Below are 25,898 nucleotides of genomic sequence, written 5' to 3' on the forward strand. Positions count from 1 at the left end.
AGCGGTCGGTCCATAGAAGCAGGGGGGTCCTTGGCCATTCAGCCTTCGTGCAGCAGAAACAGCGTGGACAGCGGCGGCAGCGTCAGCGACAGCGCCTGGGGCTGGCCGTGGGCGGGCGTGTCGCCGGTGCTGGCCCCGCCCAGGTTGCCCTGGCCGCTGCCGCCGTAGTCGGCGGCGTCGGTGTTCAGCGCCTCGGCCCAGCGGCCGGCGCGCGACACGCCGATGCGGTAGCCGTGGCGGGCCACGGGCGTGAAGTTCGACACCGCCAGCAGGTGGCTGCGGCCGTCGCCGCGCACGAAGGCCACCACGCTGTTGTCGGCGTCGTCCAGCACGGCCCAGGCGAAGCCGCCCGGATCGGCGTCCGTGGCGTGCAGCGCCGGCAGCGCCTGGTACAGGCGGTTCAGGTCGGCCATCAACCGCTGCACGCCGCGATGGCCGGGCTGGTCGAGCAGGTTCCAGTCCAGCGCGGCGTCGTGGTTCCATTCGGCCGGCTGCGCCAGTTCGCCGCCCATGAAAAGCAGCTTCTTGCCCGGATGGGCCCACATGAAGCCCAGGTAGGCGCGCAGGGTCGCCAGGCGCGCGGTCAGGTCGCCGGGCATCTTGGCCAGCAACGATCCCTTGCCGTGCACCACCTCGTCGTGCGAGAGCGGCAGGATGAAGCGCTCGCTATAGGCGTACACCATGCCGAAGGTGATGTCGTGGTGATGGTGCTTGCGGTGCACCGGATCGTGCGCCAGGTAGCGCAGCGTGTCGTGCATCCAGCCCATGTTCCATTTGTAGTGAAAGCCCAGCCCGCCCTCGGCCACCGGCGCGGTCACGCCAGGCCAGGCGGTGGACTCCTCGGCCACCATGATGGCGTCGGGATGGTCCTGGCGCACAGCGCCGTTGAGGTCCTGCAGGAACTGCACGGCTTCCAGGTTCTCGCGTCCGCCGTAGCGGTTGGGTATCCACTGGCCCGGCTGGCGGCTGTAGTCGCGATACAGCATGGAGGCCACCGCGTCGACCCGCAAGCCGTCCACGTGGAAGCGCCCCAGCCAGTGCAGCGCGCTGGCGATCATGAAGGCCTTCACCTCGGTGCGGCCGAGGTTGTAGACCAGCGTGTGCCAGTCGGGGTGATAGCCTTCGCGCGGGTCTTCGTACTCGTACAGCGCGGAGCCGTCGAAACGCGCCAGCCCGTGCGCGTCATCGGGGAAGTGCGCCGGCACCCAGTCCAGGATCACGCCGACGCCGGCCTGGTGGCAGCGGTCGACGAAGCGCGCGAAGGCCTCGGGCGGGCCGTGGCGGGCGGTGGGCGCGTACATGCCCAGCGGCTGGTAGCCCCACGAGCCGCCGAAGGGATGCTCCATGACCGGCATCAGCTCGATATGGGTAAAGCCCATGGCGCGGGCGTAGGCGGGCAGCTTGTCGGCCAGCTGGTCCCACAGGCAGGCGCCGCCGGCCGGCGCGGCCCAGGACCCCGCATGCACTTCGTAGATCGACAGCGGGGCGCCGGGCGACTGGCGCGCGCCGCGCTGCCGCATCCAGTCCTCGTCGTTCCAGGCGTAGGGCGCGGGGTCGTCCACCACGGAGGCCGTGTCCGGCGGCGCCTCGCTGCGCCGCGCATAGGGGTCGGCCTTCAGCCGCTGAAGGCCGCCGGCGTCGGTGATGGCGTATTTGTAGCGCTCGCCGGGCCGCACGCCGGGAATGAAAATCTCCCAGACGCCGGCGCGGTGGCGCAGGCGCATGCCGTGGCGGCGCGCGTCCCAGCCGTTGAAGTCGCCGACCACCGCCACGCGCCGCGCGTTCGGCGCCCATACCGCGCAGCGCAGGCCGGACACGCCGTCGATGTCGACCAGCCGGGCGCCCAGCGCTTCGCCGGCGGCGTGCCAGCTGCCTTGCGCCAGCGCCTCCAGCGTGGCCTCGTCCAGCAGCAGGCCGAAGGCGTAGGGATCGGCGGTGATCTGCTCGGCGTCCGGCCAGCGGATGGCGAGCCGGTACGAGGCGCCGTCGCCGGGGCGGGCGTGATCCACGCGGCCCGCGTACAGCCCTTGCGCCTGTTCGCGCAGCGGCGTGCGCATGCCGTCGCCGTCCAGCGCTTCGACCGCCAGCGCGCCGGGCGCGTAGACCCGCAGCCAGCCTTGCTGCGGCCCCAGGATGGCGAAGGGGTCCTGGCAGCGGCCGGCGGCCAGCGCGGCCAGTTGCGCGGCGTCCACGGCGCCGGTGTCGGTCGGGGCGTCCTGGCTCATGAGGGTTTTCCTTCGGCGTCGATGGCGGCCGACATCAGTTGGCCGCGCGCCAGTTCGGCCAGCGCGCACAGCGGGATCGAGATCCAGTCCGGGCGGTGGGCCGCTTCGTAGCTGACTTCGTAGGCTGCTTTCTCCAGCTGGGCCAGCGCCAGCAGCGAGTCTTCGCGGTCATCGGCCGGTATCAGGTCGGAGGGGCGGGCCTCGCGGTATCCCTGCAGGAAGGCTTCGGCCGCTCGCAGGCGGAAGCGCGCCAGCAGCGCGTCGCGCAGTTCGGCGGCTGCTGCGGCGGGGTCCCCCGGGGTTTCGCCCGCGCCGGCATTGGCGTCGGCCGCGGGGCCGCCCAGGGCGTCGGCGCGCGCCATCGTCGCCGCCGCGTAGTCGAAGGAGCGCAGCATGCCGGCCACGTCGCGGTAGGGCGAGGCCAGCGCGCGCCGCGCCTTCAGGTTGCTGGCCGGTTCGCCCTCGAAGTCGATCAGGTAGGCGTCGGCCTGCGCCACCAGCACCTGGCCCAGGTGGAAGTCGCCGTGGATGCGCAGGTGCAGGGTGCCGGCCTCGGCCTGCGCCATCGCGGCCACGTGTTCGGCCAGCCGGGCACGGTGCTCGAAGAACCATTCGGCGCAGGCGCGCGACGGTGCTTCGAGCTTGTCGTACTGCGCGCGCAGGTCGCGTTCGGCGCGGTCCAGCAGACGCTGGATCTGGCGCGCGCGGGCCTCGGCGTCGGCCTGGCTGCAGCGGCGCGGCCGGAAGGCCGGGTCGTCGCAGGGCTGGGCCAGGACGGCGTGCATCTGCGCCAGGCGCTCGCCGATGGTGGACGCCATCACCGCATAGCCTTGCAGGCCCTGCTCGAATTCCCCGGGGTCCTGGCCGACCAGCAACGCGTTGGCCAGCGTGCGCTTGAGCGTGTCCAGCGTCCAGTTCCAGGCGTCGCCCTCATTGATGACGTAGCGGTGGGCGATGGCCAGCGTGTGGATCACGCCGTCGGCGTCCTCGCGCTGCACTTCGCCCAGCAGCGCCGGCACGTTGGCGTAGCCGGCGCGGGTCAGGTAGCGGGTCATCTCGGCCTCGGGCGAGCCGCCGGGCTGCACCGCGCGGATCAGCTTCAGGATCAGTTCGCCGCCGACGATGACCGAGCTGTTCGATTGCTCGGCGGTGAGCCAGCGCAGCTCGGCGTCCTCGGGGATCTCGATATCGGCCAGGCCGGACTCGGGCAGGAATCGGATGACGCCCGGCTTGTCGCCGGGCTTGCCGCCGCTGCGTCCGTCCAGTTCCTTGCCGGCCCGCAGCGCCGCGATCACGGCGCGCACGAAGCCCGGCTGCAGGAAGGCGTCGGCCAGCAGCCCGACCTCGGCGCCTCGGCGCACGCGCGCGATGGCGTACTGGATGAAGGCGCTTTCGTCCCAGGACAGCACGAAGGGCGCCTGCGCGCGCAGGCCGCTGACGCCGTCCTCGGGTTCGACCTCGGCCCAGTAGTACTCGCCCTCGGCCGCGCCGAACGGCGTGGCGTAGGCCAGGCGCGCGCGGGCCGGGGGCTGGCTGGCCGGATACCAGCGCTGGCGCGCCAGGTACTGCGGCAGGATTTCGCGCTCCAGCGTCTCGCGCGAGGCGTCGGTCAATGCCGCGCCGCCGCGCGCGCGCAGCACCAGCGTGATCAGCTCGGGCATCTGGGCCGGCGCCGTGGCGTGCCAGTCCGGCGGGGCGGCGTCCACGCTCAGGTCCATCCAGTAAAAGCCGTAGGGCGGCAGCGTCAGCAGATAGGGCAGTTCTCCGATGGCGGGAAAAGGCGTGCCGCCCAGCATCTCGACCGGCACGCGGCCGGAGAATTCCTGCAGCGGCAGCTCGACCGGCTGGGCCGCGTTGGACAGATTGGCCACGCACAGTATGGTGGTGTCCTGCCATTGCCGCAGATAGGCCAGGATCTTGCGGTTGCCGGCGAAGATGAAGCGCAGCGCGCCACGGCCGAAGGCATGGCTCTGGCGGCGCTGCGCCAGCAGGCGGCGGGTCCAGTTCAGGAGCGAATGCGGGTCGCGCTGCTGCGCCTCGACGTTGACCGCCTCATAGCCGTAGAGCGGCCCCATCAGCACCGGCAGCGGCAGCCGCTCGGGGTCGGCGCGCGAGAATCCGCCGTTGCGGTCCGGCGACCATTGCATGGGGGTGCGCACGCCGTCGCGGTCGCCCAGGTGCACGTTGTCGCCCATGCCGAGTTCGTCGCCGTAGTACAGCACCGGCGTGCCGGGCATGGACAGCAGCAGGCTGTTCATCAGTTCCACGCGCCGCCGGTCGCGTTCCAGCAGCGGGGCCAGCCGGCGCCGGATGCCCAGGTTGATGCGGGCGCGCGGCTCGGCCGCGTAGACGTTCCACAGGTAGTCGCGCTCGCGGCTGGTGACCATCTCCAGCGTCAGTTCGTCGTGGTTGCGCAGGAAGATGGCCCACTGGCAGGTGGCGGGGATATCCGGCGTCTGGCGGATGATGTCGGTGATCGGGAAGCGGTCCTCCTGGGCGATGGCCATGTACATGCGCGGCATCAGCGGAAAATGGAAAGACATGTGGCATTCGTCGCCCGCGCCGAAGTACTCCTGCGCGTCTTCCGGCCACTGGTTGGCCTCGGCCAGCAGCAGGGCGTGCGGATATTCGGCGTCGATCACCGCGCGGATCTGCTTGAGCACGGCGTGGGTCTCGGGCAGGTTCTCGTTGTTGGTGCCTTCGCGCTCGACCAGGTAGGGCACCGCGTCCAGCCGCAGCCCGTCCACGCCCATGTCCAGCCAGTAGCGCATGACGGCCAGCACTTCCTTGAGCACCTGCGGATTGTCGTAGTTCAGGTCCGGCTGGTGCGAATAGAAGCGGTGCCAGAAGTACGCGTTGGCCACCGGGTCCCAGGTCCAGTTGGATTTTTCCGTGTCGCAGAAAATGATGCGCGTGTCGGCGTAGGCCTTGTCGTTGTCGGACCAGACATAGAAGTTGCGGGCCGCGGAGCCGGACTTGGCGGCGCGGGCGCGCTGGAACCAGGGATGCTGGTCCGAAGTGTGGTTGACCACCAGTTCCGTGATCACGCGCAGCCCGCGGGCGTGGGCCGCGCGGATCAGCTTGCGCACGTCGGCCACGGTGCCGTAGTCGGGATGCACGCCGCGGTAGTCGGCGATGTCGTAGCCGTCGTCGCGCCGCGGCGACGGATAGAAGGGCAGCAGCCAGATGGTGTTCACGCCCAGGTTGGCGATGTAGTCCAGCTTCGATATCAGCCCGGGCAGGTCGCCCACCCCGTCGTCGTTGGAGTCGAAGAAGGACTTGACGTGAAGCTGGTAGATGACCGCGTCCTTGTACCAGAGGCCGTCGTCGTGCTGAGGCGGGGTTTCGCTAGTCATGGCAAGAGTAGCCTTTATCCGTGCAGCGACAGGCGCCACACGCGATAGGGTTGGTCGGGGGTCAGCGTCACGGCGCGGATCTTGCCCTGCCAGGACTCCTGCGTTTCGGCCAGCAGGTCCTCGGCGGCGAGCGCGCCCGCGTCGGGCTGGCCGAACAGCCACAGCGGCGCCTCGACGCGCGCGGCCTGGGGCTGGAACGGGTCCAGGCTGATGGCGGCCAGCACCACGTTGCCGTGGCCCGGCGTGCTCTTGTAGAAGGCCAGCACCCGGTCGTTGCCGCTGTCGGCCAGGGTCAGGCCGCGATGGCTTTGCAGCGCCGGGTTGGAGCGCCGGATCTGGTTCAGGCGCGCGATCTCGGCGCGGATATTGCCCGGCGCGTGCCAGTCGCGCTGGCGCAGCTCGTATTTCTCGGAATCCAGGTATTCCTCTTTGCCGGGCAGGGCCGCGCCCTCGCACAGTTCGAATCCGCTGTACACGCCCCACAGCCCGGAACCCAGCGCCGCCAGGGCCGCGCGGATCAGGAAGCCGGGCCGGCCCGAGGTCTGCAGGAAATACGGGTTGATGTCGGGCGTGTTGACGAAGAAATGCGGGCGGAAGAAGTCCGCGGCCGGCGGGCTGGACACTTCCTCGAGGTAGGCCGCCAGTTCCGTCTTTTCGTTGCGCCACGTGAAGTAGGTGTACGACTGGGTGAAGCCGATCTTGGCCAGCCGGTACATCATCTTCGGGCGGGTGAAGGCCTCGGACAGGAAGATCACGTCCGGATACTGCGCGTGCACGTCGGCGATCATCCATTGCCAGAACGGCAGCGGCTTGGTGTGCGGATTGTCGACGCGGAAGATGCGCACGCCGTGGCGCACCCAGAACAGCACCACGTCGCGCAGCGCCCGCCACAGCGCGAGCCGGCGCGCGCGCCGCGGCGGCGCGCCGTAGAACGACACGTTGACGATGTCTTCGTACTTCTTGGGCGGGTTCTCGGCGTAGCGCAGCGTGCCGTCGGGGCGCCAGGAGAACCAGTCCGGGTGCTGCGCCAGCCACGGATGGTCCGGCGAGCACTGGATCGCGAAGTCCAGCGCCAGCTCCATGTCCTGCTCGCGCGCGGCAGCCACCAGCCGCAGGAAATCCTCCAGGCTGCCCAGCTGCGGCTCGATCGCGTCGTGCCCGCCCTGGGGCGCGCCGATGGCGTAGGGACTGCCGACGTCGCCCGGCTCGGCGCGCAGGCTGTTGTTGCGGCCCTTGCGGTTGCGCTGGCCGATGGGGTGAATGGGCGGCATGTACAGCACGTCGAAGCCCATGGCGCGCACGTCCGGCAGGCGCGCGATGACGTCGTCGAAGGTGCCGTGGCGGCCCGGATGGGGCGACTGCGAGCGCGGGAACAGCTCGTACCAGCTGGAAAAACCCGCCTGGCAGCGGTCCACCCAGAGCGGATAGGGCGTGGGGCTGACGGTCTCGAACGGCCGGTCGTCCAGCGCCCGCATGGCCCGCGCCAATCCTTCGTCCAGCAGCACGGCGACCGGGTCGGCGGCCAGCGGCTGCGCGCCCAGCTGCTCGATCGCCTCGCGCACCGCGTCGGCGTCGGCCGCGGAACCGGCGCGCGCCAGCGCCTCGCGCAAAAGCTGCATGCCTTCCTGCACCTCCAGCCGCAGGTCCAGGCCGGCCCGGTGCTTCAGTTCCAGGTCGTGGCGGAAGGTCTGCCAGGCGTCCAGCCAGGCGCTGATGACGAATTCATGCGCGCCCACGCGGCGCGGCCGGAACACGGCCTCCCAGCGGTCGTTGGGGCCGCGCGCCAGCGGGGTGGCGCGCCAGCGCGTTTCGTCGGCCGCGCGCCAGCGCAGTTCGGCCGCCAGCTGTTCGTGGCCGTCCATGTAGATGTCGGCATGGACGGCGATGCGCTCGTGCGGAATGCATTTGACCGCGAACGCGCCGTCGTCGACCGCCGGGCTGACCCGTTCGACCGCGATGCGCGGATTGCCGCTGCCGTCGGCGCGCGAACGGTGGCGGCGCGACGGCTCGCGCACCGGCAGCGTCGGCTCCAGCAGGAACAGCGCGCAGTCGCCCGGCGGCAGCATGGCGGCCGGCGCGCTGTCCGGCGCGGCCGCGCCCACGGGCGGCGACAGCGGGACGATGTCGGCCGGCGGCAGCATCGGCGCCAGCGCGTCCCAGTCCAGCAGGGCCTGCGCGTCGGTGGAGGGATTGAGCGCCAATGCCGCCGTGGCGCCTTCGGCCGTGCCGCGCAGCAGCACGGTGCAGCGGCCGTCGCGCCCGCCGGCCACGCGCAGCGGCCCTTGCAGGCGGGCGTCCGCGAACCACTGGTTCACGGCCTCCACATCGGGGAGTTCGCGTTCGTCGCGGTCGTCCAGCATCAGGCCGTCGGCGCACAGCGCGGCCGACCAGATGGCGCGCCGCCCGCGCGCCGGCGGCGGGGTGTCGGCGGGGTGGGGCGGCGCGGCGATGACCGGGGCCAGCGCGCGCAGCCGCGCGTCTTCTTCGGCCAGCCATTCGGCCTTGAAGTTCCACCACGGCAGCGAGGAAAACAGCCCGTCGAAATTGGCCTCGCGCAGTCCGGCCAGCATCGCCGGAGTGAGGCCCGGCGCCCAGGCCAGCAGCTGCAGACCGGCGTGATGCCGCCGCAGTTGCGCGGCCAGCCTGGCCCAGTCCGCGCCGGCCAAGCGTTGCGGCGCGTGGAAGGCCAGGCCGGTGACGCCGTGGCTGGCCCAGCGTTCCAGCCGTTCGGTCCAGGCCGCGAGAAAGCCAGGCGGCAGCGGACCGTCGCGCAGATAGCGCAGCCGGCGCGCCTGCGCGGGCTGGCGCGGATCGCGCGCGGGGTCGCCCGCCGGCGGCAGATACCAGTCGGGGCCGACGGTGGCGGCCACCGCGTCGTGCGCGCAGCGGTCCAGCACCACATCCACGTACAGCGCCAGGCCGTGGTCCGCCAGCTCGGCGGACACGCGCCGATACCACTCGGTGATGGGAACCTCGGCGCCGTCGAGCAGGGCGCGGTCGGCGTCGCGCGGGGCCTGCGTGCCGCCTTCTTCATCCAGCAGCCAGGGCGCCGGCAGCAGCACGGCGTTGAAGCCGCGCTGGCGCAGGCGCTCGTAAAGCCGCGGGCCGAGCGCGGCCGCGGACTCTCGCTCGCGCGCGCCGCCGCGGGCGTGATAGAGGCGCAGCGGCGCCTGGGTGGCGATGGCGGCGGTCGTGGGCGGCACCTGGCGGTCTCCTTACACGGGCGCCGGCACGGCGCCGCCGGCCGGCTGGCGCACGCCCAGCGCGGCCGCGCCCGCGGCGCGGTCGGCGCGCGCCGGCATGGCTTCCAGGGTTTCGGGTTCGGCCAGCGAGCGGTACAGGCTGGCGTACAGGCCGATGGCCGAGCGCCAGCTGAAGTCGGCGCTCATGGCGTTGCGCTGCATGGTGCGCCAGAGCATGGCGTGCTCGCGCAGGGCCATGGCGCGCGCGATCGCCTCGGCCATGGCCGCCGGGCTGTCGCCGTCGAACAGCAGGCCGTTGGCCGAGGCCATCGCCGACAGCGGCGCGCGCGGCCCCGGATCTTCGATGGTGTCGGCCATGCCGCCCACGCGCGAGCCGATGGGCAGCGCGCCGTAGCGCATGGCGTACAGCGGCGTCAGGCCGAAGGGCTCGAAACGGCTCGCGTGCAGCAGGATGTCGGCGCCGGCATGCAGGCGGTGCGCGGCCGCCTCGTCATAACCGATATGGGCCGCGCAGCGTCCGGGATAGCGCTGCGCCAGCGCCTGCAGCGCCTGTTCCAGACGGTGGTCGCCCTGGCCCAGGATCGCGACCTGCAGGCCGGGATGGCGTTCCAGCGCCTCGGGCAGGGCGGCCGCGGCCACGTCGGCCATCTTCTGTTCGGTCAGGCGGCTGCCCATGGCCATCAGCGTGGTGCCGGCGTCCACGTTCAGGCCGAACTCATGCTGCAGCGCGGCCTTGCAGCGCGCCTTGTTGGACAGGTCGCGCGCCGAATAGCGCAGCGCGCCCAGGTGCGGGTCGCGGGCGGGGTTCCACAGGATGTTGTCGATGCCGTTCGGAATCGGCAGCAGGTCGTCGGCGCGGCGGCGCAGCAGTTCGTCCAGGCCGCAGCCGAAGGCCGGCGTCATGATTTCGCGCGCATAGTTGTGGCTGACCGTGGTCACGCGGTCGGCATAGCGGATGCCGGCCTTCAGGAAATTCAGCTGTCCCCAGGCGCCTATGCTTTCGCCGTTGCGGTAGCGTTCGGGAATGCCCAGTTCGGCCGCGCACTCCATCGGGAAGCGGCCCTGGAACGCCAGGTTGTGGATGGTCATGATGCTGCGGGTCGCGTGCAGGCCCTGCGCATGCAACAGCAATGGCACCAGGCCGGCGTGCCAATCGTGCGCATGCACCAGATTGGGGCGCGCGACGCCGGGCAGGCCGCCGGCCACGCGCGCGGCGGCATGGGCCAGCGCCGCGTAGCGCAGCGCGCTGTCGGCGTATTCGACGCCCTGTTCGTCCAGGTAAATGCCGGCGCGGTCGTACAGCCCGTCGTTCTCCAGCAGCAGGAAATCCAGGCCCGACTGCGGGCAGCGGCCGGCCAGCAGGCGCGCATCGCCGCCCGGCAGGTTGTGCAGCGGCGCCACCACGCGGACGCGCTCCAGGCGGGCGCGCACGCCGCGGTAGGCGGGCAGCAGCACCATGAGCGGCGTGCCTGCCTGGGCCAGCGCGCGGGCCATGCCCGTGATGGCGTCCCCGAGGCCGCCCGTTTTGGCCAGGGGAAATGCCTCGCCGGCCACGATCAGGGTTCTAGTCTTCGCCATGCCTGCTCCCGGTGTATCGGGCCGCGCCGGATAAAAAAGTGCGACGCGGCCGCGGAAAACCTGGACAGCCGCAAGCGCCGTGCCCAAATCGCCGCCGCATTGTTTTCTTTTGTATCCGAGCGCCCCGCAGCAGGAATGGGGCTTGCTGCCGCTGGCGTCGTGTTGTCCACGGACCGCGACCATGACAGGAGCTGGGTATGAAAACTGTGTCGGACTTCGTCCTCGAAAGGCTGTCTCAATGGGGCGTCAGAAGGGTGTTCGGGTATCCCGGCGACGGGATAAACGGCCTGATCGGCGCCTTCGGCCGCACGCAGGAACCGCTGGAGTTCGTCCAGGTCCGGCATGAGGAAAGCGCCGCTTTCATGGCCTGCGCGCATGCCAAGTTCACCGGACAGGTGGGCATGTGCATGGCGACCTCGGGGCCGGGCGCGATCCATCTGCTCAACGGCCTGTACGACGCCAAGCTGGATCACCAGCCCGTGGTGGCGCTGGTGGGGCAGCAGGCCCGCAGCGCGCTGGGCGGCGACTACCAGCAGGAAGTCGATCTGGTCAGCCTGTTCAAGGACGTGGCGCACGACTACGTGCAGATGGCCGCCACCGCCGGGCAGGCGCGCCACGTGATCGACCGCGCCATGCGCATCGCGATGGAGCGGCGCGCGGTGACCTGCGTCATTTTTCCAAACGACGTGCAGGATTTGCCGGCAGTGGAGAGCCCGCCGCGCGAACATGGCGCCGTGTACACCGGCATCGGCGTGACTTCGCATGCCGCGGTGCCGAACGAGGCGGCCTTGCGCAATGCGGCCGAGATCCTCAACCGCGGCGAGCGCGTCGCCATGCTGGTGGGCGCGGGCGCGCTGGACGCGGGCGCCGAGGTCCGCCAGGCCGCCGAGCTGCTGGGCGCGGGCGTGGCCAAGGCCTTGCTGGGCAAGGCCGCGGTGCCCGACGACCTGCCTTACGTGACGGGCAGCATCGGCCTGCTGGGCACCCAGCCGAGCTGGGACATGATGAACGAGTGCGACACACTGCTGATGGTGGGCACCTCGTTTCCCTACGCCGAGTTCCTGCCCGAGGAAGGGCAGGCGCGCGCGGTGCAGATCGACCGCGACGGCCGCAAGCTGAGCCTGCGCTATCCGGTCGAACTGGGCCTGGTGGGCGACAGCCGGCTGACCCTGCAGGCCCTGATGCCGATGCTGGAACGCAAGACGGCGCGCCGCTGGCGCGAACGCATCGAGAAGCAGGTGGCGCGCTGGCGCGACACGGTGCGCGAGCGCGCCATGGTCGAGGCCCGTCCGCTCAATCCCCAGCGCCCGTTTCTGGAGCTGTCGCAGCGCCTGCCCGAGCAGTGCATCGTCACCTGCGACTCGGGCTCGGCGGCGAACTGGTACGCGCGCGACCTGGACCTGCGCGAAGGCATGATGGGCTCGCTGTCGGGCGGGCTGGCCACCATGGGCTGCGGCGTGCCTTACGCGGTGGCGGCCAAGCTGGCCTATCCCGAGCGTCCCGTGGTGGCGCTGGTGGGCGACGGCGCCATGCAGATGCTGGGCATCAACGAACTGATCACCATCTCGCACCGCTGGAAGGACTGGGCAGATCCGCGCCTGATCGTCATGGTGCTGAACAACGGCGACCTGAACCTGGTGACCTGGGAGCAGCGCGTGATGGGCGGCGACCCGCGTTTCGCGGACTCGCAATGGCTGCCGGCGTTTTCCTACGCGGACTACGGCCGGCTGCTGGGCCTGGAAGGCATACGGGTCGAGAACCCGCAGGACGTGGGTCCCGCCTGGGACCGTGCGCTGGCGGCCGCCCGGCCCGTGGTGCTGGAGATGGTGACCGATCCCGAGATGCCGCCCTTGCCGCCGCACATACCGGCCAAGCAGGTCGCCGCCTACGTGCGCGCGCTGCGCAAGGAAGACGCGGCCGCGGGCGGCGCGGCGCTGCGCGCCACGATCAAGCAGTGGTGGGCGGGCTGACGCCGCGCCCGCCGGCTCCGCATATTGCGTTTGCGCACAGTTCAGGAGGCCATCATGGCAGAACCCAAATCGCCCGCTTCCCCCGACAACGCCGAAGGCGGCAAGTCCCCGCCGGACCAGAGCCCGGCCGAGCAGCCGACGCCCGATCCGGGCGGCCGCAAGACCGACAAGAACGGACGCTGGCCGCCGGACAGCCTGCCCAATCCCATGCCGGGCCTGGACCCGCAGCAGACGCCGGGCATAGACCGGCTGGCGGGCACGCCGCTTGCGGAATGCGTGCGCATCCGCGCCGCACGGGGCGGGCGGCGGAGTTTTTCAAGGAGACCCTATGAGCAAGCATGAAGGATTGCGCGGCATATTCCATCCGGCCGACAGTTCGGCGCGCACGGTGCGCGACCTCATCTCCGGAACGGAGGCGCTGTTGCGCAGCACGGCCAGCTACGGCGGGTCCGAAATCGAAGCGGCCCGCGACCGCCTCAAGCAGCAGCTGGAGGCCGCGCGCGAACAGGCCAGCGGCTGGGAGCGCCTCGCCTGGGACCGGGCCCGCCATGCCTCGCACGCGGCCGACGAGTACGTGCACGAGAACGCGTGGAAAAGCATCGCGGCGGCGGCGCTGGTCGGCGTGCTGGCCGGCGTCTGCATGATGTCCGACCACCGCCGCCGTTGAGCGGGCCTCATCCATTTAACCCATTGATGATCGGCGAGGTATCCAGGAGGATGCACAGGTTGTGCCGGGTGCGGGGCCGCGCGCGAGCGAGACCCCACGGCCCGGTTCCTTTCCTTGTTTCGGGAACGCACGATGAGCACGAACGCAGTCGCGCCGAGCGGCCGGTCACCGTGGGGCAACGCCCTGGCGGTGCTGGTGCTGTTTGCGGCGGTGGCTGCGGTGCTGGCGTTCGCGGCGCTGCGCATCGCGCAGCAGCGCATCGCCAATCTGCTGGGGCCGCGCAGCGAAGTGGCCGACGTGGAGGTCGGATACCGCCAGGTGGTGTTGACCGACGTGATCGTGCGCGGCGCGGCCGGCCAGGCCGACGTGCGGGCGCGCCGCGTGGTGCTGGAGCCGGACTGGCCGGCGCTGCTGCGCCATGAAACCGTGTTCACGCGCGTGTCGGTCGAAGGCTTCGACTTCGCGGTGCTGCGCCAGCCGGACGGCAGCCTGCACATCGCGCCGGCCCTGCAGGCGGCGCTGCGCACCGGCGATGCCGGCGACGGCCGCGGGCGGGACCGCCAGCCGATACGGGTGGCCGATCTGCGGCTGCAGGACGGCCGCCTGACTTTCGAAGACGCCGCGATATCGCGCCCGCCGCACCGCATCGCCTTCACCGGCGTGCAGGCGCGGCTGCGCCCGCTGGTCATGCCCGACGACGGCGCGCGCAGCGAAATGGAGTTCAACGGACGGATCGACCAGCAGGGCGGGGCCAACGCCACGGTCAGCGCGCAAGGCTGGCTGGTGGTGGGCGGCACGGACGCCGACATCAAGGTCAGCGTGCGCAACATGGGCGTGCGCCATGCCGCGCCTTACCTGGCCGACAACGGCGCCGGCTCGCTGGCCGCCGGCGCGATGGACCTGGACATGAACACCGTGATCGAACGCCGCCAGTTGCGGGCCGCGGGCACGGTGGCGCTGCGCGGCCTGAAGTTCAGCGGCGAGGGTTCGCTGTTTTCGCTGCCGCGCAAGGCGGTGCTGGCCGCGCTCAAGGACGAGGCCGGCGCGGTGCGCTTCGAGTTCGCGCTGTCGGGCGACCTGGACAGCCCCAGGTTCTCGGTCACGCGCGGCTTCGCCGCCCAGGTGGCGCAAGGCTTCGGGCATGCGATAGGGGTGGGCGCGGAGGGCGCCGCCGAAGGCGTGGCGGGCGCGGTCAAGAGCCTGGGCAACGCCTTGTCGGACCTGCTCGATCCTACTCCCTAGGCCGCCGGCGTGGAGGCGTGCGGCCCGTGCCGCAGCCGCCATTCGGCCAGCCCGAAGGCCAGCAGGGCCAGGCACAGCGGCGCGAAGGCGTAGAGCGCGCGGTACACCAGCGCCGCGCCCAGCACCTCGGGTGCAGGAATCCCCGGCGCCAGCGCCGCGACGAAGATGGCTTCGGTGGTGCCCAGCCCGCCCGGCACCCGGATGAGCACGGCCGCGAAGCTGGTGCACATCAGCACGCCCAGCACCGCCGGATAGCCGACCTTGCCTTGCAGCAGCACGTACATGATGGCGCCCATGATGGCCCACGAGCTTGCCGCCACCAGGCTTTGCGCGACCGCCATGCCCAAGTGCGGCAAGCTGGCATGCTGGCCCATCCAGGTCCAGCTGCGGCGGCGCGCCAGCGCGCAGAAGCCTACGTAGGCGGCGGCCAGCGCCAGCAGCGCCGCGCCCGGCAGGCGCAGCACGTCCGGGCGCAGGCCCCAGCCCTGCGGCAACGGCACCGCGCCCGCCACGAACAGCGCGCCGGCCAGCCAGCCGAAGCCGATCCAGTTGGTCGCGGCCGAGAACAGCGCCACGCGGGTGGCGACCGACTTGCGGCATCCCAGGCGCGCATACAGGCGCAGCCGCGCGCCCAGCCCGCCCAGCAGGACCCCGAGATTGAGGTTCAGCGCATAGCTGGTCATCGCCACGCCCAGCACCTTGGGCCAGGGCAGGGTGTGGCGGGTGTAGCGCTTGGCCAGCAGATCCATGGCGCCGTAGGCCAGGTAGCCGGCGGCCACCAGCGCACAGGCCAGCATGATCGTGCGCCCCGGAATCGCGCGCATCGAAACCCAGACCTGGGGCCAGTCCACGGCGCGGCCGAAATGGATGAGCAGGGCGGCCACGACCGCCAGCACCAGCGCCGGCAGAATCCGCTTCAGGCGCGGCCAGCGATGGCGCAGCGCCCGCGTCAGGGTGGAGCGGAAGACTCTCATGCCGTCTCTCTTTCCGTGGGCAGGGGCAGGGACTGGAGCCTGGGCTTGTGCGCCGGCAGGCTGCCGGCCCAGGCCGGAAAGCGCCGCAGGAAGTGGAACACCACCACGCCTATCCACAGCCGCCGCAGGCGCCGCCTGGAGCCCACCGACATTTCGATCTGGCGGCAGTCCTGCTCGATCAGCCGCTCCAGGCTGCGGCGCAGCTCGGCGTTGAGCCCGCGGTCGCGCGCCATCACGTTGGCCTCCAGGTTGAGCGCCAGGCTCAGCGGGTCCAGGTTGCTGGACCCCACGGTCGCCCAGTCGCCGTCCACGCAGGCCACTTTGCCGTGCAGCGGCCGCTTGCAGTATTCGTAGATCTCCACGCCGGCGTCGATCAGGTAGTCGTACAGCATGGAGGCGGCCAGCCGCGCGACCAGCACGTCGGGCTCGCCCTGCAGCAGCAGCCTGACCCGCACGCCGCGCCGCGCCGCGTCGGCCAGGTCGTGCAGCAGCTGGTAGCCGGGAAAGAAATAGGCGTTGGCGATCAGCACGTCGTGGCGCGCCGCCCGCACGCCGGCGCGGTAATGGCGCTCGATGTCGTTGCGGTGATCGACGTTGTCGCGCACCACCAGGCGGCCACCGCCGTCGCCGGCCGGCATCTGCTCCAGGATGGCGGCCCGCCGGCCGCGCCGCCGCGGCCGCTCGCCGCCCAGCTGCGCGCGCGCATAGTCGGCGATATCCGCGGCCAGCGGCCCCTCGACGCGCAAGGCGTAGTCCTGCTTGGCCTGCGGGCCAAAGTCGGGCAGGTGGTCGGCCGAGAAATTGATGCCGCCCACGAAGGCGCAGCGGCGGTCGACGGCCACGATCTTGCGGTGCATGCGCCGGAATACGTTGGTGCGCACGCCCAGCAGCCGCGGGCGCGGGTCGAAGATGTGGACGCGGATGCCGCTGTCGGTCATGCCGCCCAGGAATTCCTCGCTCAGTTCGTCCGAACCGTAGCCGTCGATGGTCAGGTCCACGCTCACGCCGCGGTGCGCCGCGTCGATCAGGGCCTGGCGGATCTCCCGGCCCACGGTGTCGTCGAACAGGATGAAGGTCTCGACCAGCACTTCGCTGCGGGCCTGCGCGATGGCGTCGAGCACCGCGGGGAAATAGCCGGTGCCGTTTTCCAGCAGCGTGTAGCGGTTGTTCCCGCGCCAGCTCAGGTTCATAGGGCGATCTCCGCGCTGATCGGCACGTGGTCGGACAGGCGCGACCAGACGCGCGACGCCATGGGCAGCGGCCGCCAGTCGCGCACGCCGCGCACGTAGATGCGGTCCAGCCGCAGCAGCGGCCAGCGCGCCGGAAAGGTGCGCGCCGGCCGGCCCAGCCGCGAGCTGTAGACTTCGCTGGTGCCGCAGTCGCGCATCGGGCCGTCGGCGCGCAGCCGCCAGTCGTTGAAATCGCCGGCGATCAGCAGGGGTTCGGCGGCCGGGACGCCGTCGGCCGCCAGTTCGCACAATTGCGCCAGCTGGCGGCCCCGGTGGCGCTCCAGCAGCCCCAGGTGCACGCAGACCGCATGCACCGGCGTCGGCGTCCCGGGCACGCGCAGCACGCAGTGCAGCATGCCGCGGCGTTCGTGGCCGCCGACGCTGACGTCGTGGTTTTCATAGCGTTCGATGGGGTAGCGCGACAGCACCGCGTTGCCGTGGTGGCCCGCCGGATAGACCGCGTTGCGACCGTAGGCGTAGTCGGTCCACAGCGTGTCGGCCAGGAACTCGTACTGCGACAGCGCGGGCCAGGAGCGGTGGCGCTCGGCATGGCCCTGGTGTTCGCCCAGCACCTCCTGCAGGAACACGATGTCCGGGCCCGCCGCCCGCAGCGCGTCGCGCAGTTCGTGCAGCATGAAACGGCGGTTGAAACTGGTGAAACCCTTGTGCGTGTTGACGGTCAGCACCGTCAGCGTGGTGGCGTCGATATAGTGCGAGGCGGGCATGCGGGCTCCGGAATGGGCGATCCCCGCCTGCCGAGCAAGCCGCGTGCCCGGAAAGTAAGCGGGCGTAACCCCGCGTCGCCGCCTTTACACCGTCCTGGCCGCCCAGAACGCGGTGCGCACGGCCGGCGAGGCCGCGATGCTGGCGACCACCCGGTCCAGGTCCAGTTCGTCGACCGAGGCTTCGCTGAGCGCGGCCTCGATCTCGACCTCGTCTTCGCCGAACTGGTCGATCTTCAGCTCGGACAGCGGCAGCTGCTCGGCTTCGAGCACGTCTTCCAGCACCATCATGGCGGCCTGGCGCTGCGCCGTGGTGGCGATCAGGTGTATGACGGTAGTCACTTCCGTGGTCTGCGCATCGACCGGCTGGCGGTTGACGTAGCTGACCACCGGGCGCAGCAGGGTGTTGGCGGCCAGCACGAACACGGTGGCGGCCACCGCCTCCAGCATCAGCGAGGCCCCGGCGCACGCCCCGATCGCCGCCGAGCCCCACAGCGTGGCCGCGGTGTTCAGGCCGCGGATGCTGCCGCCTTCGCGCATGATGGCGCCGGCGCCCAGAAAGCCCACGCCCGACACCACGTAGGAAATCACGCGCGCGCCGCCGTCGTCGCCGCCCACCAGGAAGGCCATGTCCACGAAGATCGCCGCGCCCACCGCGACCAGCACGTTGGTGCGCAGCCCGGCCGTGCGCTGGCGGAACTGGCGCTCGAAACCGACCACCGCGCCCAGCACGAAAGCGGTGAACAGGCTGACCAGGGTATTGGCCAGGGTGAGCAGCTGGATGTTGTCGAAATTCTTCATGGTGTCCTCGGTACGGCGGCGCGCCATGATCGGGCATGCATGCGGTTTGTTTGATGACACCGGGCGATGGGCCAGATTCAGGTAATATTCAGGTTCCAGTAAGAAAGAGAGCAAGGTGGACGGCAGGCAGTCCCGGCCGTCCGCCATTTATGAACGAAGAGCCTCCCTCTAGGCCGGCGCCGCGCCGGCGCCCGACCCCTTCCTCCGGCCGCATGCCGCGGCCGTTCCACGATACCCGTCTGGCCCGATCCGGGGCCGCCACGCCGCGCCTGGGCTGCCGCGCGCCGCCGCGCGCGCGTCCGTTGCGCCATTCCCCTGACGATTCCGGGAGCGCGCTGGCGCGCTCCATCACGCTATACGTGGAACTTCGATGATTTTCGATTGGATGACCGACCCCACCGCCTGGCTGGGCCTGGCGACCCTGGTCGTGCTTGAAATTGTGCTGGGCATCGACAACCTGGTGTTCATCGCCATCCTGGCCGACAAGCTGCCGCCGGCGCAGCGCAACCGCGCCCGCCTGATCGGCCTGACGCTGGCGATGGTGATGCGCCTGGGCCTGCTGGCCAGCATCGCCTGGGTGGTGACGCTGACCGAGCCGCTGTTCACGCTGCTGGGCGCGGAGATTTCCGGCCGCGACCTGATATTGATCCTGGGCGGCCTGTTCCTGCTCTTCAAGGGCACGATGGAACTGCACGAGCGCGTCGAAGGCGGCGCCGCCCACGACGCCGGCCAGCGGCCGCAGCACGCCGTGTTCTGGCAGGTGATCCTGCAGATCGTGGTGCTGGACGCGGTGTTCTCGCTGGACTCGGTGATCACCGCGGTGGGCATGGTGCAGGACCTGAGCATCATGATGATCGCCGTGATCGTGGCGATGGCGGTGATGATGCTGGCCAGCCGTCCGCTGATGGCCTTCGTGGCGCGCCACCCGACGGTGGTGATCCTGTGCCTGGGCCTGTTGCTGATGATCGGCTTCAGCCTGGTGGCCGAAGGGCTGGGCTTTCACGTGCCCAAGGGTTATCTGTACGCCGCCATCGGCTTCTCGATCCTGATCGAGCTGTGCAACCAGCTGGCGCGGCGCAACCGCGCCCGCGGCGCGCATGCGCTGGGCCGGCGCCAGCGCACGGCGCAGGCCGTGCTGCGGCTGCTGCGCGCCAGCCCCGCCGGCCAGGCCGGCGCGCAGGTCGACGAGGTGGTCGCGCTGGTCGACGGCGCGGGCGAAGAGCCGGCCTTCGCGCCCGAGGAGAGCACCATGATCGAACGGGTGCTGTCCATCGGCGCGCGCGACGTGCGTTCCATCATGGTGCCGCGCGGCGACATCACCTGGCTGGACGTGGCCGACACGCCCGAGGACGTGGTCCGCAAGTTTGGCGGTGGCCATTCGCGCCTGCCGCTGTGCGCGGGCGACCCGGCCAACGTGCTGGGCGTGCTGCACTTCAAGGACGTGCTGCCCAGGCTGCAGACCCCCGGCCCGATCGACCTGGTCGAGCTGGCGCGCGAACCGCGCTACGTACTGGAGACCATGCCGGTGCTCAAGGTGCTGGACGAGCTGCGCGCCAGCCGCGATCACATGCTGATCGTGGTGGACGAGCACGGCGTCTGCGAGGGGCTGGTCACGCCCATGGACGTGCTGACCGCGGTGGCGGGCGATCTGCCCGAGCACCAGGCCGACCTGTCGGAGTCGCTGCGCCTGTCCGACGGCTCCTGGCTGCTGGACGGCCGGCTGGCGGTGGGCGAGGCCGCGCGCCTGCTGGAGGCGCCGGCGCTGGCCGACGATTACCCCGACGCCACGCTGGCGGGCTGCCTGCTGCGCGCCGCCGGCCGCATTCCCGAGCCGGGCGACACGATCGCCTGGCGCGACTGGCGCTTCGAGGTGACGCGGCGCGGCGGCCTGCGCATCGACCAGGTGCGGGCCAGCCGCGGCGAGGAGGGCGCCGGCGAGGATTGAAATCGGCGCGCCCGGATGCCTGGAAAATCTGTCGCTCTCGTGCGATTATCTGACCCTGTATTGGGGATTTGACTGGTCTTATCCGCAGCCCGGGCAGCGCGTCCGCCCCAGGCTCAGTTAGTGTCTTTGCTTTTGGTTATCGCTACAGGTGGTACATCGCATGGGCAACACGAGGTCTGGATTCAAGGGCACGGCCGCGCTCTGCGCGGCGCTGGCCGCGCTGGCGACCCCGGGCGCCGCGCACGCCACGGAAGGCGCGCTGGGACGGCAGATCACCGGCACCAATGTCCAGCCCAACGCCGGCATCGTCTCGCCGCAACCCATCTGGGCGGTCAATCTTTCACAGATCTACCTGGACGGCGGCATCGGCGGCAGCCGCGAGGTGCCGGTCGCGGGCCGGACTTCGCTGGGCCTGGACGCCGAAGCCTCGTTCACGCTGGCGACCCTGCTCAAGACCTGGGACACCGGGCCGGGACGCTGGAACTTCGCTTCCAGCATCACCGTTCCCTACGTGTGGAACAAGGTGACCTCCACCCTGGCCGGCGCGGGCGGGCGCAGCGTCAGCCAGGACGACACCGCGTCGAACCTGTTCGACCTGTATTTCTCGCCCATCATCGCCGGCTACCACTTCTCCGAGACCTCGCACCTGGCGCTCAGCCTGAACGTGTGGGCGCCCACCGGCAAGTACAACGCCAACGACATGGCCAACCCCAGCCTGAACAACTGGACCTTCATCCCGCAGGTGGCCTACACGGGGATCTATCCGGAGTCCGGCTTCCAGATCGACACGGTCGCCGGCTTCCAGTTCTATACGCGCAACAGCGCCACCGATTACCGCAACGCGCCGCTGTTCAGCATGGACATGATGGGCCGCAAGGTCTTCAGCAACGGCTTCAGCGCCGGCCTGATCCTGGGCACCATCCAGCAGCTGGGCAGCGACAAGGGCCCCACGGCCGACCGGCTCAACGGGTTCAAGGGCAGGGACTGGGCGCTGGGCCCCATCGTGACCTACGACAGAAAGCTGGCTGACCAGCGTTCGCTGTCGCTGTCGCTGCGATGGGTGCCCACGATCAGCAGCACCAACCGCCTGGACAGCACCAGCACGGTCATGGCGACCGCCACGCTGGTGTTCTGAGGCGTAGCGGGCGGGGCGGTTTCCCGCCTGGCGGCACGGCCGGCCGCTGAACTGGCCTGATCTTCCGAGGAAATGCGATGAACGCAAGACAGCTGTTGAGTGCGGCGCTTGTCGCCGCGGCAGGCCTGGCGACCGCGGCCGGCACGCAGGCGCAGAGCCAGGACGCGCCGGGCAAGAAGCCGAACATCCTGGTGATTTTCGGCGACGACATCGGGCAGACCAACATCAGCGCCTTTGGCGAAGGCGTGGTGGGCTACGAGACGCCCAACATCGACCGTATCGCCAAGGAGGGCGTGAAGTTCACCGATTACTACGGTGAAAACAGCTGTACCGCCGGCCGTTCGTCCTTCATCACCGGGCAGTCGCCGCTGCGCACGGGGCTGACCAAGGTCGGCGCGCCGGGCGCCTCGGTCGGCCTGCAGAAAGGCGACATCACCATCGCCGAAGCGCTGAAGGCGCAAGGCTACGTCACAGCCCAGTTCGGCAAGAACCACCTGGGCGACAAGGACGAATACCTGCCGACCCGGCACGGCTTTGATGAATTCTTCGGCAACCTGTATCACCTGAACGCCGAAGAAGAGCCTGAGCGCCCGTACTGGCCCAAGGATTCCAACGATCCGTTCGTGAAGAATTTCTCGCCACGCGGAGTGATCAAGGCCTCGGCCGACGGCAAGGTGGAAGACACCGGGGCGCTGAGCAGGAAGCGCATGGAAACCATCGACGACGAGACCGTGGGCGCGGCGCTCGATTACATCGACAAGCACGGCAAGGGCGACAAGCCGTTCTTTGTGTGGATGAACACCACGCGCATGCACATCTATACCCATATACGGCCGGAGAACAAGGGTAAGAGCGGCATGCCGGGCAACGACTATGCCGACGGCATGCTCGAACACGACGAGGACGTGGGCAAGCTGCTGAAAAAGCTCGATGACCTGGGCATCGCCGACAACACCATCGTGGTGTACACCACCGACAACGGCCCCAACCAGTGGAGCTGGCCGGATGCCGCGACCACGCCGTTCCGCAGCGAGAAGGATTCCAACTGGGAAGGCGCTTTCCGGGTGCCGGCCATGGTCCGCTGGCCCGGGAAAATCCCGGCGGGACAAGTCAAGCGCGGCATCGTGTCCGGCATGGACTGGTTCCCGACGCTGCTGGCGGCCGCAGGCGATACGTCCATCAAGGACCGCTTGCTCAAGGGCTGGACGCCGCCTGGAAACCCCACCAACTTCAAGGTGCACCTGGACGGCTACAACCAGCTCGACTACCTGACCGGCAAGTCGGACAAGAGCGCGCGCAACGATTTCTACTACTTCAACGATGACGGCATCCTGGTCGGCATGCGCTACGACGACTGGAAGATCGTGTTCTGCGAACAGCGCGCGCCGGGCAATCTCAACATTTGGCAGGAACCGTTCGTCTGCCTGCGGGTGCCCAAGGTCTTCAACCTGAGAATGGATCCGTACGAACGCGCGGACATCACGTCCGACCAATACAACGACTGGCTCGGCAAAAACTCCTACCTGACCGAGATCGGCACGATGAAGGCCACCGCGTTCATGGAAACCTTCGTGACCTATCCGCCGAGCCAGCGGCCCGCCAGCTTCAGCATCGACCAGGTGCAGGAGCGCGTGCACAAGTCCATTGCCGATCACTTCAAGGCGCAGGACAAGAAAGAGGCGAAGTAGGGCCGGCCGCGTCAGCTGCAGACCCGCCGCCACGGCGCGATGCCGCGCGGCGGGCAGTAACCGGGACATGGCGCGGTGATGGACATGCCGCTCTGGCAGCGGCTTTCCGGGGCCTTCTCGCCGGCGGGCATCCAGCCCTGGCAATCGCAGCGCGCCAGGGCGCTGCCGGCGGGCAGCTTGCCGGCAGCCGGGTCCGGCTCCGGGACCTGGACCGGCTTGGCCGGTTCCACGGGCAGCGCCTTGACCACCGCGCCGGCTTCGATGCCTTCGATCACGCCGCGCACCTTGGCGTTGGACATGCCGCAGGCGCGCGCGATGGAACGGGTCGAGCGGCCGTCTTCGGCCATGGCCTGGATTTTCTCCTCGCTGCACGCCGCCTCGGCGCTCGGCGCCGCCCAGCCGTTCAAGGCCAGGACGGCGGCCGCGCACAACACCGCTCGATGCAAAATCATGGTCCGCTCCTGCACGTAAGCCCCGCCATCCTTAGGTGGAGAGCGTGTTGCAAAAAGCGTAGTGCCCGCCATTCGGCAGTGTCAATGCGCCGCGCATGGACCCTGCTTGCGGCGGTAGCCGCAAGCATGAGAGGGGGTATCCCTAAGGTTGAGGCTAGGCCGCGATGGCGCGCGCCTCGAACGGATGCGCGGCGATCGCCGCCTCGGCGCGGCCGCGCGCCGCCTCGAGTTCCACCGGGCTGCGCACCGATCCCTGCACCGAGAAAAACGTCACGTCCGTCAGGCCGATGGTGCCCAGCACATAGCGCAGATAGGGCGTGAGGAAGTCCTGCTGGCGCCGCGGATCGCTGCTGGAGAAGTCGCCGCCCGACGCGATCGCCACGTACACCGGCCGCCCGGGCAGGCTGCCGACCTTGCCCTGCGGCGTGATGCTGAAGGTATGGCGCACCCGCACCACGTGGTCGATCCAGGCCTTCAGCGAGGACGGCACCGTGAAGTTGTGCATGGGCGTGGCGATCACGATGTGGCTGGCCTCGCGCAACAGGCGTATCTGTTCGGCCGAGCGCCTGAGCGCGCCGCGCTCCAGCGCGGGGCCGCCGGGGTCCTGGCGCGCGCTGAGCGCGGCGGCATAGTCCGGGTCCACGTGCGGCAGGGTATTGGCGTCGACGTCGACGATGGCCGGGGCCGCGCCGGCGATGCGCTCGACGATGCGCTGCGACAGGCGGTAGCTTTCGGAGGCGCGGCCGCGCGGGCTGCAGATAATGCGCAGAATGCTCATGGGGCGAGGGTCTCCACGGGTACGTGCAGGGATTTGCCGAAACGGATGGCGCTGGTCAAAAGGCCCTGGCGGAAGTAGAAACGCTGGGCCAGCGCGTTGCCCAGGCCGGTATCGAGCACCAGCCGGGCGCAGCCGGCGCCGCGGGCGAGTTCGTCCAGCGCCTGCAGCAGCCGCGCGCCGTGGCGGCCGCCGCGCAGCGCGGGCGAGACGACCAGGTCGTCCACGTACAGAAAACGGCCGTACACCAGGTTTTCCTGGAAGCGGTAGCCGGCCAGCGCCACGGCCTGGCCGTCGCGCATGACGGCCAGCAGCCGGTAGCGTTCGTGGCGCATGCGGGCGACGCGTTCCAGAAAGTCTTCGGCATCGTCCAGGTGGGGCCGCAGCTCGCGCATCAGCGGCAGGCAGGCGCGCACCTCGTCGGGCGTTTCGAGGTGGCGCAGGGGGAGGTCGGGATCAGGTGTCATGGCTGCCATGGTAGGCGGCGCATGCCATAATTCCCAGGGCCATATTTTGATTTTTGGACTATGCCATGAGTCGTGCATCTCCCCAGGACCGCGAGGCCGGCCCCCTGTACCGGCAGGTCTACGAGCGTTTTCGCGGCGCGATCGCCCAGGGCACGCTCAAGCCGGGCGACCGCATTCCGTCGGCGCGTTCGCTGGCCAAGGAGATGGGCGTGGCGCGCGGCACGGTGGAGGTGGCGTATTCGCTGCTGGCCTCCGAGGGTTATATCCAGGCGCGCGGCCAGGCGGGCACGGTGGTCTCGCCCGATCTGCAGCCGCAGGCCGGCGCGCCGGCGCCGCCCGCGCCCGAGCCGCCGGCGCACGACGTGCCGGCCTGGCCGCGCTGGTCCGGCATCCTGCCGTTCCAGATGGGGCTGCCGGCGCTGGACGCCTTTCCGCGCAAGCTGTGGGCGCGGCTGGGGGCCAGGCAGCTGCGCGGGCTGCAGGCCGCGGAACTGGCCTATCCGCCCAGCAGCGGCCTGCCGGCCTTGCGCGCCGCCACCGCCGCCTATCTGCAGGTGGCGCGCGGCATCCATTGCCAGCCTGCGCAGGTGTTCATCACGTCCGGCTACAACCACACGCTGCGCCTGGTGCTGCAGGCCCTGTTCGAACCGGGCGACGAAGTCTGGATGGAAGATCCCGGCTATCCGCCGACGCGGCTGCTGCTGGAGCAGGCGCGGCTGCGCCCGGCGCCGGTGCCGGTGGATCAGGACGGCCTGATGGTCGATGCCGGCATCGAACGCGCGCCGGGCGCGCGCGGCGCGGTGGTGACGCCCGCGCACCAAAGCCCCCTGTGCATGTCGCTGTCGCTGCCGCGCCGCCAGGCGCTGCTGGACTGGGCGCAGCGCAGCGGCGCGTGGATCGTGGAGGACGATTACGACGGCGAATACCGTTACGTGGGCCGGCCCTTGCCGGCCTTGAAAAGCCTGGACGGGCAGGGCCGCGTGCTGTACGCGGGCACCTTCAGCAAAGTGCTGTTTCCCGGGCTCAGGCTGGCTTATCTGGTGGTGCCCGAAACCTTGAGCGCGCGTTTCGAGCAGTTGTGCTGGCTGGGCGGCGGCGCGCCGGGCCTGACCCAGGCCATCCTGGCGGCGTTCATGGCCGAAGGCCATTTCGGCCGCCATATCCAGCGCATGCGCAGGCTGTACGCGCAGCGCCGCGAGGCCGCGGCCGCCGGGCTGGCCGAGGCGCTGGGCACGCGCCTGCGGATCGAGCCGCAACCGGGCGGCATGCACATGGTGGCGCGGCTGCGGGCCGGCCAGGGGGACCGGCGCCTGGCGCAGCGCATGGTCGAGCAAGGCCTCTTCGCCGAAGCCGTGTCGCGCTGGTATGCCGGACCGGGCGGGCAGCCGGGGCTGCTGCTCAGCTTCACCAACATCGCGTCGGCGGCGCAGGCCCGCGAACTCGGTCTGCGCATCCGCGCGTTGATGTGA

Annotated in this window: 19 protein-coding genes; 8 read left to right on the top strand and 11 right to left on the bottom strand. The window is 70.4% G+C overall.

The window, feature by feature from the left end; genetic code table 11:
• Positions 1-38 precede the first annotated feature (38 nt).
• From glgB to glgA, 4 genes are read right to left on the bottom strand one after another with little or no spacing between them, the layout of a single operon-like run.
• Positions 39-2,225: a 1,4-alpha-glucan branching protein GlgB gene (glgB, locus tag AC1IQ6_RS13830; RefSeq protein ID WP_485866536.1), complete on the bottom strand. Its 2,187-nt coding sequence runs from the start codon at positions 2,223-2,225 to the stop codon at positions 39-41.
• Positions 2,222-5,581, bottom strand: a complete 3,360-nt coding sequence (gene treS / locus AC1IQ6_RS13835) for a maltose alpha-D-glucosyltransferase (protein WP_485866537.1) — start codon at positions 5,579-5,581, stop codon at positions 2,222-2,224. The genes glgB and treS overlap by 4 nt, the downstream gene beginning before the upstream one ends.
• A 14-nt stretch (positions 5,582-5,595) precedes the next feature.
• Positions 5,596-8,784: a maltotransferase domain-containing protein gene (locus AC1IQ6_RS13840; protein WP_485866538.1), complete on the bottom strand. Its 3,189-nt coding sequence runs from the start codon at positions 8,782-8,784 to the stop codon at positions 5,596-5,598.
• 12 nt (positions 8,785-8,796) lie between these two features.
• A complete protein-coding gene (gene glgA, locus AC1IQ6_RS13845; protein WP_485866539.1) occupies positions 8,797-10,362 on the bottom strand; it encodes a glycogen synthase GlgA in 1,566 nt (521 codons plus the stop codon).
• A gap of 197 nt (positions 10,363-10,559) precedes the next feature.
• Between glgA and AC1IQ6_RS13850 the strand changes: the two genes are divergently transcribed.
• The 4 genes from AC1IQ6_RS13850 (at position 10,560) to AC1IQ6_RS13865 (ending at position 14,241) form a co-directional block, all read left to right on the top strand.
• Complete coding sequence (locus tag AC1IQ6_RS13850) at positions 10,560-12,332, top strand: thiamine pyrophosphate-requiring protein (RefSeq protein ID WP_209165392.1); 1,773 nt, start codon at positions 10,560-10,562, stop codon at positions 12,330-12,332.
• Positions 12,333-12,386: 54 nt separating this feature from the next.
• Positions 12,387-12,674, top strand: coding sequence for a hypothetical protein (locus tag AC1IQ6_RS13855; RefSeq protein WP_485866540.1), 288 nt, complete (start codon positions 12,387-12,389; stop codon positions 12,672-12,674).
• A complete protein-coding gene (locus tag AC1IQ6_RS13860; protein WP_209165391.1) occupies positions 12,661-12,999 on the top strand; it encodes an ElaB/YgaM/YqjD family protein in 339 nt (112 codons plus the stop codon). Before AC1IQ6_RS13855 ends, AC1IQ6_RS13860 begins: the two co-directional genes overlap by 14 nt.
• Before the next feature lie 132 nt (positions 13,000-13,131).
• Entirely contained in the window at positions 13,132-14,241 is a 1,110-nt protein-coding gene (locus AC1IQ6_RS13865; RefSeq protein WP_111825128.1) for a DUF748 domain-containing protein, read from the top strand.
• On the opposite strand, the gene AC1IQ6_RS13870 is transcribed toward AC1IQ6_RS13865, so the two are convergent.
• The 4 genes from AC1IQ6_RS13870 to AC1IQ6_RS13885 form a co-directional block, all read right to left on the bottom strand.
• Entirely contained in the window at positions 14,238-15,215 is a 978-nt protein-coding gene (locus AC1IQ6_RS13870) for a lysylphosphatidylglycerol synthase domain-containing protein (protein ID WP_111825129.1), read from the bottom strand. The genes AC1IQ6_RS13865 and AC1IQ6_RS13870 overlap by 4 nt on opposite strands.
• Positions 15,212-16,405 (bottom strand): cardiolipin synthase ClsB, encoded by a 1,194-nt coding sequence (gene clsB / locus AC1IQ6_RS13875; protein ID WP_485866541.1) that lies wholly within the window; start codon positions 16,403-16,405, stop codon positions 15,212-15,214. Before clsB ends, AC1IQ6_RS13870 begins: the two co-directional genes overlap by 4 nt.
• Complete coding sequence (locus tag AC1IQ6_RS13880; protein ID WP_102771194.1) at positions 16,402-17,169, bottom strand: endonuclease/exonuclease/phosphatase family protein; 768 nt, start codon at positions 17,167-17,169, stop codon at positions 16,402-16,404. The genes clsB and AC1IQ6_RS13880 overlap by 4 nt, the downstream gene beginning before the upstream one ends.
• A gap of 84 nt (positions 17,170-17,253) precedes the next feature.
• Entirely contained in the window at positions 17,254-17,967 is a 714-nt protein-coding gene (locus AC1IQ6_RS13885; protein ID WP_102771828.1) for an MgtC/SapB family protein, read from the bottom strand.
• 370 nt (positions 17,968-18,337) lie between these two features.
• Between AC1IQ6_RS13885 and AC1IQ6_RS13890 the strand changes: the two genes are divergently transcribed.
• The 3 genes from AC1IQ6_RS13890 to AC1IQ6_RS13900 all read left to right on the top strand — a co-directional run bounded on the left by AC1IQ6_RS13890 (position 18,338) and on the right by AC1IQ6_RS13900 (position 22,735).
• Entirely contained in the window at positions 18,338-19,912 is a 1,575-nt protein-coding gene (locus tag AC1IQ6_RS13890) for a TerC family protein (protein ID WP_111825134.1), read from the top strand.
• Between the two features lie 160 nt (positions 19,913-20,072).
• Positions 20,073-21,047 (top strand): SphA family protein, encoded by a 975-nt coding sequence (locus tag AC1IQ6_RS13895; protein WP_111825136.1) that lies wholly within the window; start codon positions 20,073-20,075, stop codon positions 21,045-21,047.
• Between the two features lie 77 nt (positions 21,048-21,124).
• The gene (locus AC1IQ6_RS13900; RefSeq protein ID WP_111825137.1) at positions 21,125-22,735 is read left to right on the top strand and encodes an arylsulfatase; all 1,611 of its coding nucleotides are present in this window, start codon (positions 21,125-21,127) and stop codon (positions 22,733-22,735) included.
• Between the two features lie 11 nt (positions 22,736-22,746).
• Here the strand turns inward: AC1IQ6_RS13900 and AC1IQ6_RS13905 are convergent, their stop codons facing one another.
• From AC1IQ6_RS13905 to AC1IQ6_RS13915, 3 genes are all read right to left on the bottom strand, one after another.
• On the bottom strand, positions 22,747-23,187 hold the full coding sequence (locus AC1IQ6_RS13905; protein WP_111825138.1) for a hypothetical protein: 441 nt from the start codon (positions 23,185-23,187) through the stop codon (positions 22,747-22,749).
• A gap of 154 nt (positions 23,188-23,341) precedes the next feature.
• Positions 23,342-23,965, bottom strand: coding sequence for an FMN-dependent NADH-azoreductase (locus tag AC1IQ6_RS13910; protein WP_485864757.1), 624 nt, complete (start codon positions 23,963-23,965; stop codon positions 23,342-23,344).
• The gene (locus AC1IQ6_RS13915; RefSeq protein WP_485864758.1) at positions 23,962-24,429 is read right to left on the bottom strand and encodes a GNAT family N-acetyltransferase; all 468 of its coding nucleotides are present in this window, start codon (positions 24,427-24,429) and stop codon (positions 23,962-23,964) included. The genes AC1IQ6_RS13910 and AC1IQ6_RS13915 overlap by 4 nt, the downstream gene beginning before the upstream one ends.
• A 65-nt stretch (positions 24,430-24,494) precedes the next feature.
• Between AC1IQ6_RS13915 and pdxR the strand changes: the two genes are divergently transcribed.
• Positions 24,495-25,898 (top strand): MocR-like pyridoxine biosynthesis transcription factor PdxR, encoded by a 1,404-nt coding sequence (gene pdxR, locus AC1IQ6_RS13920; protein WP_111825140.1) that lies wholly within the window; start codon positions 24,495-24,497, stop codon positions 25,896-25,898.

This window comes from Achromobacter sp. MUI-25009338 (assembly GCF_057359325.1).